This window comes from Desulfosporosinus sp. BICA1-9 (assembly GCF_000802135.1).
In genome coordinates this window covers 1-12,152 of the sequence record NZ_JUEE01000164.1, presented here as the reverse complement: position 1 = coordinate 12,152, position 12,152 = coordinate 1, and the positions used below count along the sequence as shown (strand labels likewise).

At 41.3% G+C, this 12,152-nt stretch carries 12 protein-coding genes and 1 rRNA gene; all 13 read left to right on the top strand.

What is annotated here, in order from left to right:
• Nucleotides 1-359: 359 nt before the first annotated feature.
• On the top strand, nt 360-1,028 hold the full coding sequence (locus JL57_RS20715; protein WP_034143872.1) for a GntR family transcriptional regulator: 669 nt from the start codon (nt 360-362) through the stop codon (nt 1,026-1,028).
• Between the two features lie 233 nt (nt 1,029-1,261).
• Nucleotides 1,262-1,789, top strand: a complete 528-nt coding sequence (locus JL57_RS20710; protein WP_034143871.1) for a chromate transporter — start codon at nt 1,262-1,264, stop codon at nt 1,787-1,789.
• Between the two features lie 38 nt (nt 1,790-1,827).
• Complete coding sequence (locus JL57_RS20705) at nt 1,828-2,367, top strand: chromate transporter (protein WP_034143870.1); 540 nt, start codon at nt 1,828-1,830, stop codon at nt 2,365-2,367.
• 71 nt (nt 2,368-2,438) lie between these two features.
• Nucleotides 2,439-2,780 carry an HIT family protein gene (locus tag JL57_RS20700; protein ID WP_034143869.1) on the top strand — a complete coding sequence of 114 codons (342 nt, stop codon included), beginning with the start codon at nt 2,439-2,441 and terminating at the stop codon, nt 2,778-2,780.
• Nucleotides 2,780-3,910, top strand: a complete 1,131-nt coding sequence (locus JL57_RS20695) for a M20/M25/M40 family metallo-hydrolase (RefSeq protein ID WP_034143868.1) — start codon at nt 2,780-2,782, stop codon at nt 3,908-3,910. Before JL57_RS20700 ends, JL57_RS20695 begins: the two co-directional genes overlap by 1 nt.
• 326 nt (nt 3,911-4,236) lie before the next feature.
• Entirely contained in the window at nt 4,237-5,610 is a 1,374-nt protein-coding gene (locus tag JL57_RS20690) for a response regulator (protein WP_291300362.1), read from the top strand.
• Between the two features lie 59 nt (nt 5,611-5,669).
• A complete protein-coding gene (locus JL57_RS20685; protein WP_291300361.1) occupies nt 5,670-6,530 on the top strand; it encodes an HDOD domain-containing protein in 861 nt (286 codons plus the stop codon).
• A gap of 20 nt (nt 6,531-6,550) precedes the next feature.
• Nucleotides 6,551-6,844, top strand: coding sequence for an HDOD domain-containing protein (locus tag JL57_RS35085; RefSeq protein WP_291300363.1), 294 nt, complete (start codon nt 6,551-6,553; stop codon nt 6,842-6,844).
• A 19-nt stretch (nt 6,845-6,863) separates the two neighbouring features.
• A complete protein-coding gene (locus JL57_RS35080) occupies nt 6,864-7,931 on the top strand; it encodes a response regulator (RefSeq protein ID WP_291300360.1) in 1,068 nt (355 codons plus the stop codon).
• Nucleotides 7,932-8,092: 161 nt separating this feature from the next.
• A complete protein-coding gene (locus tag JL57_RS20675; protein WP_034143867.1) occupies nt 8,093-8,794 on the top strand; it encodes a protein-L-isoaspartate(D-aspartate) O-methyltransferase in 702 nt (233 codons plus the stop codon).
• Nucleotides 8,795-8,860: 66 nt separating this feature from the next.
• Entirely contained in the window at nt 8,861-11,068 is a 2,208-nt protein-coding gene (recQ, locus tag JL57_RS20670; protein WP_034143866.1) for a DNA helicase RecQ, read from the top strand.
• Between the two features lie 75 nt (nt 11,069-11,143).
• A complete protein-coding gene (locus tag JL57_RS35075) occupies nt 11,144-11,275 on the top strand; it encodes a hypothetical protein (RefSeq protein WP_291300359.1) in 132 nt (43 codons plus the stop codon).
• Between the two features lie 532 nt (nt 11,276-11,807).
• Nucleotides 11,808-12,152 (top strand): 16S ribosomal RNA (locus tag JL57_RS20665); the annotation flags it as partial.

Genomic DNA, 12,152 nt, shown 5'->3' with positions numbered 1-12,152 from the left:
GCCGCGGAATATTCACTGTCCTTGCCACCATAATGCTCCATTAATACTTGGCCAAACACCGGGTCACGGAGTTGAACCTGAACCGGATAAAATAATGGCTTGCTATAACTAAACATAGTTAGCCCTCCTAGATGAAATCTTTCTGACTCCATTATATGATTAAGAAGATCGTTTGGTTATGGTGTGATTCTAATATTACGTGATCCATAAGAATTGCCAAGATTCATTGCTCTGTGGGATAACTTGTTTGGTTTTTGGAATATGGTATACCATGTTTTACTTGCCTTTAGGCTAGCAATGGATTTATAATGGCGTTGAAAGTAGAGGTCATTAAAAGTTTCTATAGGGGGGGAAGGAATGTGGCACATCATTTTTCACCTATTAAGTTCGATGACAAAGGTCATATCCGGGATTCGGTGTTTTCAATTCTCAGAAATGCTATTCTAGACAAAAAGTTAGAACCGGGACAGAGACTTGTGGAACGTATTATTGCAGAACAACTGGGGATTAGCAGGACTCCGGTACGCGAAGCAATTCACAAGCTTGTCTTGGAAAGGTTGGTAACTCATATTCCGCGCAAAGGGGTAGTGGTTTCTGGATTCACCAAGGCAGATATTGTAGAGATTCTGGTGATTAGGACATCATTAGAAGCGCTTATTTGCGGGATTGCAGCTTCGAAAATTAGACCTCGGGAATTAGCCCGTTTGGAAGCGTTATCCATGCAGATTTCAGACGAACATAGAAAAGGAAACCTTAAAAAATCCAACCAATTGAACGATAAATTTCATGAGATAATTTATAGAGCAGCTGAAAGCCCAAGAGTCTACGATTTTCTTAATACCTTGCACGAGTATATAACGAAGTTCACTCAAGTGGCCTATTCTAAACCTGGGCGACCTGAAGAAGTATGGGTGGAACACAGTGCGATCATTGAGGCTCTACGTAGACATGACAGCTCAGAAGCTGAGGCCACCGGCAAAAGACACGCGGAAAATTCGAGCAAAGCTTATTTGGAGATGGCTTTTTGAGAGAATACTTAAAGGTGCATACCTTAGCGGATTTATTTTAGGAGAGTAGTACTCAATCAATTAATCAATCGTTAACGAAAATTTGGTATACAAAAATCACTAATATGGTATACCAAATCTATTGAATTTCTGGACTTAAGGCTTTATACTTACGCTAAGAAAACTAACAGAGACAAGTCTGGAATATTTGATCAAGGGAATTTAATCTGGACAGAGGAAGGAGATGAAATACAATGTTATCACAACTTTGGGATTTGCTAATTGCTTTTGCTAGAGCTAGTAACCTGGGCTTCGGCGGTGGGCCAGCAGTTATTCCTCTCATTAAAATTGAAGTGGTAGAGCGGTATCACTGGATGACGAACGCGGAGTTTACAGATGCACTTGCCGTTGGAAATGCTCTGCCAGGTCCAATTGCTACTAAATTGGCGGGATATGTTGGGTATCAAGAGGCCGGCTGGTTAGGAGCCTTAGCAGCCTTAATAGGAGTGATCCTACCTACCGCGCTGGCTGTCATTTTACTGGCACGGTTTTTAATGAAGTACTCGAATTCTCCAGTCTTAAAAGGAATGCTAAAGGGAGTACGCCCCGTTGTTGTAGTCTTAATAGCTCAAACTGCTTTTGACATGAGTATAGGATCTTTCCCAAATCTAATAACTTGGGGCATAGCTTTGGGGACGGTGGTTTCGTTATATTGGTTGAAGCTACATCCTGCTTTAATTATTGTCTTAGCTATGGCATTTGGGTTAGTAGTTTTTCGTTGAACTATAGTATTATTTAATTGGTGTTAAAAGGGGATGGTTTGCTAATGAAACTCTGGGACCTGTTTATAGGCTTTACCCGTGCTTCAAATCTAGGTTTTGGTGGAGGTCCTTCACTGATTCCCCTTGTGAAAGCAGAAGCTGTTGATCGATATAAGTGGATGGATAACGAAGAGTTTGCGGATTCCCTAGCGATCGGTAACGCCTTACCTGGGCCTATTGCGACAAAAATGGCGGCCTATATCGGTTATAAGGTAGCTGGTTGGCTGGGAGCTTTAGCCGCTGTATTAGGAACAGTCGCTCCAACGGTGATCGTTGTGGTTTTTCTAGGCAGTCTGATTATGAAATATTCTAATTCACCAGAACTTAAGGCTATGCTTCAGGCTGTCCGTCCAGTCGTCGTAGTTCTTGTCGCGGAAACTGCTTATGATATGGGCAAAAAAGCGTTTCCGACCAGTAGTACTTGGGGAATCGCGGTTGTAACCATCGCTTTGCTCTATTTAGCCAATATTCATCCGGCCTTTATTATTGTGACCTCGATGTTGTTCGGTTGGGCTGTGTATGGACGAACTAAAAAGTAGAGGATTAGATGCTTGAACTAGCTAATGTTTGTCCATTATGTATAGCAAATAAGATGAAGGAGTGGACAGTGATGAAAGAATGCATTTTTTGCACTCTGCCAGGGACTAAGATCTTCTTAGAAAATGAGCTAGCCTTGGCATTCTTTGACAAGTATCCTGTCAGCGAGGGGCATGTCTTAATTGTAACCAAGAGACACATTAGTAATATCTTTGAGGCGACCGCAGAGGAGATGGCAAGTATAGGGAATCTTCTCCAGAGAGTAAAGGCGGAACTGGACGAAAAGTATCATCCAGACGGATACAATGTAGGGGCTAATACAGGACCCGCTTCAGGACAGACAATTTTCCACTTGCATGTTCATGTCATCCCCCGTTATCAAGGGGATGCTGGGACTGTGCGGTGGCATACCTAATGATCAATCGAGAAAGACTATTGGCCGAGTTTTTTGAGTTAATCAAAATTGATTCGCCTACTAGAAATGAACGAGAAATCGCAGATGTCCTTAAAAATCGTCTTGAAAGTTTAGGCTTAAGTGTAAGGGAAGATAACACAGGTCAATTGATTAGTGGCAACTGCGGCAATGTTATCGCTTACCTAAAAGGGAACCTTCCGAAGGCTCCGACTATTTTACTATCTGCGCATATGGACACAGTAGACCCTTGTCTAAATATTGAGCCTGTACTACATAATGGAGTGATCACTTCCGCTAAATCGACAATTTTAGGCGCAGACGATAAATCAGGAATAGCTCCCATCTTAGAAGCTATCCGAGTTATCCGAGAAAAGCGTCTTGAGCATGGAGATCTTCAGGTGATTTTTAGTGTTGCTGAAGAAGGGGGACTCAACGGCGCAAAGAATCTAGATAAAACTCTCTTGCAAGCGGATGTTGGATTCATTCTGGACTGTGTCGGCGGACCTGGAGAAATTGTTCTTGCTGCCCCTGGGCAAGATCGTCTCAACGTAACCATTAAAGGCAAGGCATCTCATGCAGGTGCGGCTCCTGAAGAGGGAATCAGCGCTATTGTTGTAGCGGCCAAAGCGATCGCTAGCATGCCAACAGGTAGGATAGATGAAGAAACCACCGCCAATATTGGAACAATCCAAGGTGGCAGGGCCACAAATATTGTCGCTGACTGGGTAGAAATCACGTGTGAATCAAGAAGCCGTGATCTAGGGAAACTAGAAAGTCAGACTGATCAAATGTGCGGAGCGTTTCGGCGTTGTGCCGAGGAAATGGGCGCGGTTGCCGAGATTGAGGTAGTTAGGTTATACGATCCATTTACACTTAGGGAGGAAGCTCAAGTAGCAGTCATTGCCAGCCAAGCTGCTAAAAACGCGGGATTAAAGGTAACCTTTGGTCCAACTGGCGGGGGAAGCGATGCTAATTATTATAATCTCTACGGTGTACCGTGTGTTGTATTGGGAACCGGTATGCAAAAGCCCCATACAACGGAGGAAAGTATCGCAGAAGAAGATCTTTACAGGACAGCGACGTTAGTTGTGGAGATAATTAAAGCTGTAGCGAAGGTTGAAAAATGCTAAATAGTTAAGATTTAATCGTATAGAAGGATTATCCAAAGGATAGGCCTTCTATTTTTATGTAGAATTACGAGAGGTTCAGGTAGTAGAGAAAAATTCGAGTAGTAGATAGCTGTGTTTTGATAATTAGGGATTGGTAAAAGGAAATATCAGAGGTTTGTCGAAATAATAAGAAATCATTGGGATTATGGCTGCTTATCAGCATACTTCAGAAGCTTGATTAAGTAACGAGAGCATAAGCGAGAAAGTAATTAAGACTGGATAGCTAAGAAAATGAATGAGATAGATGGAAATTATTAGTCTGACCTACAGAATGGGGGAAAATTTAATTGATAAATATTCTTGTAGTGGATGATGAAAGACTTAATCTTAAGGTCGCTGAAGCTTACTTACAAAGAATGTCAAGTGACTATGAGGTATTTTTATGCCAAAACCCATTGGAAGTGGAGAAACTTGTTGTAGAGCATGATATCGATATTGTTCTTTTGGACATTATCATGCCTATAATGAATGGAACTGAGGTCATAGAACAACTAAGGAAGAATTATAGGTTAAATGATGTTCAAATCATTATCCTTACATCTTTAAGCGATGCAGAAACTTTCAAAATCTGCTTTGATAGGGGAGCAGATGATTATCTTAAAAAACCGATCGATGTGACTGAACTGCAGGCAAGGTTGAAAGCGGCTGTAAATACCCGTAACAATGCTAAGATTCTTCAGAAAATGTACCAACGGTTGAGGGACCAAAATTCTGAATTAAAGCAATTAAATAAAGTTATCAAAGAAGCACAGTTTCAAATGATTCAAAAGGAAAAGCTGGCATCCATAGGAGAGCTTGCTGCTGGAGTAGCCCATGAGATTAATAATCCGTTAGGTTATGTGGGAAGCAATATTGAGACAATGAATAATTTTGCAGGAAAGATAAAGCAAGTTGTCAGTGTTTATAGAAAAAGCTTGGAAGGTCTGGAGCAACTGGGCTTGTATCACAAAGAGGGACAAGTTTACTTCACAAATGTCCGTGAAGCTGAACGTAAATTTAAGTTTGATTTTGTGATGGAGGAGCTTAATTCAATTATGAAGGATTCTGGAGAGGGTATAGATAGGATTTCTAAGATTGTCCAAACGCTTAAAAGTTTTGCTCGAACCGGAATAGAGAATGATACTGTTTATAATAATTTGAATTCAATTATAGAGGATGCCTTGCTGATCGTAAAAAACGAGGCAAAATATACGATAGATATTGAAACCCATTTTGAGGAATTACCCGAGCTGGAGTGCAATAGAGGCCAGTTGGGGCAAGTGATACTTAATATCTTGGTAAATGCCATACAGGCTATCAAGGCTCAAGACAGGAGCGACCGCGGACGTATTATAATTCTCACCGAAAGTGTACAAGATGCCGTATTTTTAAAAATCATGGATGATGGTCCGGGCATACCGGAGCAGGTATTAGGGAAAATATTTGACCCATTTTTCACCACAAAGGATGTAGGAGAGGGAACCGGGCTCGGCTTGAGCATCTCGCATGACATTATAGTCAATAAACATAATGGAATGATTACAGCTGGAAATAGAACTGAAGGTGGAGCTTGGTTTTATATTTCTATACCTTTAAAAAAGAAGGAAGAAATGGACAATGAGATAAACAAAGTATCCATAAATACTCCCTGTATATTGTGCCAACGACATGATGGAGCTTAGTGTAAAGTGAGCTATTTTATTACCGTTGGTCACTAAGAGAGCATCGGAGGAGGGACCACATGAAAAGAATACTTTTCGTAGATGATGAGGTTCAGATTCTTAAATCTCTGAAAAGACTGTTTATTGACACCGATTATGATGTGCTTACAGTAGAGAGTGGAGAAGATGCTTTAAAGATTTTAGAACGTGAGGAAATTAATCTCATTGTAAGTGATATGCGAATGCCATATATGGATGGATATCAATTGTTGTGCAAGGTAAGGGAAAACTATCCGAAAATATTAAGAGTTGTACTAAGCGGCTATGCGGATGAAAAAATTGTATTTAAGGCTTTGCGGCAAAACATTGCCAAGCTCTATATGTTCAAGCCTTGGAATAATGATGCACTGCTTAAGCTTGTGGAGCAGATTTTTGAAACAGAAGATTTGCTTTCTAACAATGACCTTTTGCTGCTCATAAACAACTTTGAAGGCCTGCCAACGATAAAATCCAGTTTTCAGAGAGTTATTGAGATGATTGATAACGATGAGGGAATTATCGAAATATCGCGAGAAATAGAACGGGACCTTGCCATATCTACAAAAGTATTACATCTTGCCAACTCAGCCTTCTATGGGGTAAAAACGGGTTCCGTAAAGCAAGCGCTTACCTACTTGGGTCTTAAGAACATCCGTAGCTTCATTCTTGCTACGTCCATTATTGATGTTATGAGTGTTTCGGGTGGAAGAATAGACTTTGTAGAAGAACTATGGAAGCATGCTTTTTTATCCAACAAGATTTTACTCTTTATATATGAGAAGTGTTTACACAAAAAGATACCTGAAGTAGCTAATTCTGCTGGGTTGCTACACAATATCGGGGTTGTATTTATGATTAAATCCTTCTCGAAAAATTATATAGATTTTAGAAAAAAGCCGTAGTAAAAGAGGGATTTGATTTTATTGAGCTTGAAAGAGCAGAATTCAACGCTACTCACCAAGAAACTGGAGGGTATCTTCTTAGATGGTGGGACCTACCTTTTCCTATAGTGGAAGCAGCCCTTTACCATCACAACCCATTTGATGAAAGGATCGTGAATTCTGAATTGGTAATAGGGGTTCATATTGCTCAGAAATATGCTTGGGACATGCTTAAAGTTCCCCAGTTAACAAGATTTTCCCCGGAAGCTTTTATGAAAATAGGCTTAGTACAATCGGAATTTGAAGAAGAACTAAACATGTTGGAAATAAATTGATGAGTCGAGGAGGTTCATTATGCCCAAACAAGCAACTGTTCTTTTTGTAGATGACGAAGAAAACATATTAAATTCCCTGAGAAGAGGGTTAATCGATGAGGAATACAATTGCATATTTGCCTCTAGTGGTCAGCAGGCTCTTGAAGTGCTTGAAAAAGAACCAGTGAGCGTAATTGTGAGTGATATGCGTATGCCGGAAATGGATGGGTTAACGCTTCTTAAAGAAGTTAAAAATAGGTATCCCAAAACAGTAAGGGTTGTCCTTTCCGGGTATGCCCAGCTTCAACAGATTATTCTTACCTTAAACCAAGCAAATATATTTAAATTTATCCTCAAACCATGGAAATTGGAGGAAGAGTTCAAGGGGGTCATTCTGCAGGCATTGGAGTATCATAGGCTGCAAGAGGAGCGGGATGAGTATAAAGAAACCTTAAAAATGCAAAACCAAGCCTATCAAAATATGTTGAAAAGATTCGAAGATGTAATCGCTTATGCGAAAAGAAATGCTGAGGTTCAAGCCCTTATCGGGAGCAGTGCGTTTGACATAATTCTTAACGAAATTAATATAGAGAATAGCCCGAACTTGATTAAAAGAAAGGTCGAGACTGCCTCCATAATTGTAAGAGCAATTCTAGGGATTTCATTTGAAAAAATATCAGAAAAGAGTATGCTGGAATTCTCCAATGAAATGAAAGAAAAGATTACATCAAAAGGGGTCAAGACTCTTGAAATAGGAATTAAAACGGACGAGATAGATACGTTCAAGACCAATACTGAATTGATTTATAACTTATCAAATGCTGTTGTAGATCTGTTGAGTAGTGGAGAAGCCAGGACTAAGAATGTAAAAATCTCTTGTCAAATGGATAAAGGCCAGGGCGAACGAATGTTTAGCATTTACTTGGTTGTGGAGAATCTGTCTGATGTCAAAGCGGCATCGCTTAAAATGGATCTCGAACAACACTTGGACGCCTGTATTATAGTACTAAATCCTCTTCTTAGCCATATTATGAGGGTTCTTAAAGGGAGCTTCCATTGTGCAAGGGTTGACTGCAATGTGGTTGCCAAGTTTAAATTTCTGGTATAATTTAGAATTTCTTCATGATTGCGATTGAGTAGGATCTAATACTTATCATCAAAACTCGTAAGAGGGAGGTGCATGCAGCGCCTCCTTTTATTGTTTTGCATTAATTAAAACTCTTCAATACGGATAAAATAATAAAAATCATATGTAAAGGGGAAGAAAAATTGAACAAAGATTATAGTAAGGATGATTTTGAAGGTAGACAAGCCGAGTGTGAATGGATGGTACAAACACAACTCGTAGGCCGCGACATTACGGATGAGGCGGTTATCAATAGTATGCTTTCAGTTCCACGTCACAGGTATGTAAGTGAAAACAATCAAGCGTTTGCCTATTATGACACTGCCCTAGACATAGAAATGGGGCAAACCATTAGTCAGCCGTATATCGTAGCCCTGATGGCTCAGGCTTTAGAGCTAAAAACGAGTGATAAAGTCTTGGAAATCGGTACGGGTTCTGGTTATTCGGCAGCGATACTATCTAGAATAGCTCAGAGCATCTATACAATTGAACGTCATGAAATGCTAGCCCGGCTCGCCAAGGAACGATTTAGCAAGCAGAGTTATAAGAATATTGAGGTGCGCGTAGGAGACGGAACGTTGGGATGGTCAGAAAAAGCACCCTATGATGCAATACTGGTAACGGCCGGAGGTCCGGTGATACCGGATTCTTTAATAGATCAATTAGCCCTGGGCGGTCGCTTGGTTATTCCCGTTGGAGATACAGGGAATCAACATCTACTGCGTGTTAAGAAAACATGGACCCGTGAATTGTTAGAAGAAAATTTAGGTTTAGTGCGTTTTGTTCCACTAATTGGTACAAAAGGTTGGACAGAGGCAGAAAAACCTATCGATAAAAACCCTTAAACTGGTCTTTTTTTGTTATAATGAGGACAGCTTAGAAAGTTTTATAACTTAAGGAGTTGTTCTATTATGATGGAAAAGGCCTTGGAGGTACTGCAAAGGTATTTCGGGTATACTCAATTCCGAGATGGCCAGCAAAAAGTCATCGAAAGTTTACTCCGGGGTAGGGATACATTGGCCATTATGCCGACAGGGGCAGGGAAATCCTTGGCTTACCAAATTCCCACATTGTTATTTAAGGGAACGACTCTTGTCATTTCCCCGTTAATCTCCTTAATGAAAGATCAGGTGGACGCTCTGCAACAATATGGGGTACCCGCCACCTTTATTAATAGTTCATTGTCTCTTCAGGAAGTTCGATCGCGGATTAAACGGGCTGCAGACGGAGAATATAAGTTATTGTATGTTGCGCCTGAACGCTTAGAGTCGGAGAGTTTTCGTGTTCTCTTGGAATCTCTACAGGTCTCCTTCTTGGCAATTGATGAGGCCCATTGCGTCTCGCAGTGGGGCCATGATTTTAGACCGAGTTATCTTCAGCTTGGACCTTTTATTAAATCATTTTCGAATAAACCGCTGATCGGGGCTTTCACAGCGACGGCAACTGAGGAGGTCCAAGCAGATATTGTCCGTCTCTTAGAGTTAAGGCAACCAGGCATCTTTGTCACTGGTTTTGACCGCCCAAACCTGACGTTTTTAACGTTTCGTGGAGAAAACAAGAGGGTTTTCGTTTTGGATTACGTGCAAACACATGCCGATCAATCAGGCATTATTTATGCTGGGACACGTAAAGAAGTGGACAGTCTTCAAGAGTTTCTTGCTAAAAGTGGTGTTAAGGTTGGAAAATACCACGCGGGTATGAATGATGAAGATCGTCAAAAAAGCCAAGAGGATTTTCTCTTCGATGAAAGAACGGTTATGGTGGCTACCAATGCCTTCGGGATGGGAATTGATAAATCGAATGTCCGGTACGTAATCCATTACAATATGCCTAAAAATATGGAAGCCTACTATCAGGAGGCGGGACGTGCTGGCAGAGATGGAGACCCAGGAGAGTGTTTATTGCTGTTTTCCCCTCAGGATGTTGTGTTACAACGATATTTAATTGAACAGAGTATTTTTCAACCCGAGCGTAAAATGAATGAGTTTAAGAAGCTTCAGGGGATGGTCGAATACTGTCACACTCCTCGTTGCTTACGCAAGACGATTTTAGAATACTTTAATGAAGAAAACGTTCAAGAAGAATGCGGTAACTGTAGTAGTTGTAATGACGATCGTGAAATGAACGATATCACGGTGGATGCCCAAAAGATATTTTCCTGCATTTATCGGATGCGAGAACGTTTCGGAATTGGATTGGTGGCGGAGGTATTAAAGGGATCGCGCAAGGCCAAGATTCTTGAACTACGCTTTGACGAGCTTTCGACGCATGGAATAATGAAAGAAATACCACTCCAAGAGATTAAAGATCGGATTAACTATTTAGTGGCGGAGAACTTTTTACAATTATCGACGGGTGAATACCCAGTTGTAAAACTCCTGCCTATAGCACTTGCGGTTTTAAAAGGGGAAGCAACTGTCACGCAGAGATTATCACCTAAGCCATCTAGTGAAAAAGTGGAAGAGGTTAGTCTCTTTGATCATCTTCGTGTGTTGCGCAGAAAAATAGCTCTTCAGGAAAACCTACCCCCGTACATGATTTTTGCAGACACTACCTTACGAGAAATGGCACAAGTATGTCCGAAGGATAAACGCTCCTTAATTCGGATTAGTGGAGTTGGGGAGCGAAAGTTAGAAAAATACGGGGATCAATTTTTAGAGGAAATTCGGAATTTTAAGGGAGAAAACCAGGGTAATGAGATCGCGAAATCGCTATCCTCAGAGTTAATAAATGCCCAAGTAAACAGTGACCCTTCGCAGGAGATTTCAAATTCCGCAAAAAGCACCAACGCTTCAAAGAGTACTAACTCTGCGAAGAGTGCTAAAGATAAAGTGTCAAGTCATCTCCAAACCTTTCAGCTCTACCAAGAAGGATACACCTTAAAGGATATTGCAGCAGTTAGGAAGGTGACTTTACTCACGGTTGAGGATCATCTAGTACGATGTTCTCAGGAAGGATATGCTGTGCCTTGGGATGATTTTATTCCGATTGATCAAGAATCCCATATTCTAGAGGCAGTAAGACAGGTAGGTCGTGAGAGATTACGACCCATTAGAGATCTTCTATCCGACGAGGTAGAATGGTTTACGATCCGAGCAGTTTTAGAGAAGCATAAATAAGCGAGGATTGGGAGGAGCTCCTCAAATGTCCCGCTTGTGGGACGAACACACATTTAGAGTAAAGAAGGTTTCCCTGTGGTTGAGCAAAATGATCTAATCCACAATGACATCAGCATTGGAGAGTTCTCTAAGCTATGTCTTTTGGGGTGTGCTCATTATGGCAGCAGTAAGCCTGATCTTGGTTTTGTTTTTTCCGAACAAGGCTAAGGATTCAACCTAAAAAACAGTTGACATTTATTTACGTCGATGATATTATTACAAACGTTGCTCCACCGAGTGGACCGAGAGCAATGTCGGTTAAAAATAACAGTTGACAGCATATGCTGAAAATGGTATTATAACTGAGTGCCACAAACGCACGATGATCGAAATGTGAGGGGTAAATGCTTCAAGTTGCTTGATCAAAACTGAGTTTAAATTAGTTGTTGACAACGAGAGTTGGAAATGCTAAGATGTAAATCCGGCCGCAAAACGGCCTGAAGAGTCATGGTCTTTGGTCACCTCCCGCCATCCTGCAAGATGGTTAATACGTGCGAAGACAGTGTCTTCGGGCTCCGGTGACACCCAGACCGGTCGAATATGTCATCCTTGACATATTCGACACTAGGCACATCCGTGCCGTCGTCCATTGGTCTTTGAAAACTAAACAACAAGGACAGCCAATGAGAGAAACTCGAAAGAGTTTCAAAATAAATCATGAGCGAATCATCTTCTTCAAGTTAAGAGGTTTGAATAACTTTTTTTGGAGAGTTTGATCCTGGCTCAGGACGAACGCTGGCGGCGTGCCTAACACATGCAAGTCGAACGGAGAATTTCAATAAGTTTACTTAGAGAAGTTTTTAGTGGCGGACGGGTGAGTAACGCGTGGGTAACCTACCCATAAAGCCGGGACAACCCTTGGAAACGAGGGCTAATACCGGATAATCTTATTAAGTGGCATCACTTGATAAGGAAAGGTGGCCTCTGAAGATGCTACCGATTATGGATGGACCCGCGTCTGATTAGCTAGTTGGTGGGGTAAAGGCCTACCAAGGCGACGATCAGTAGCCGGCCTGAGAGGGTGAACGGCCACACTGGGACTGAG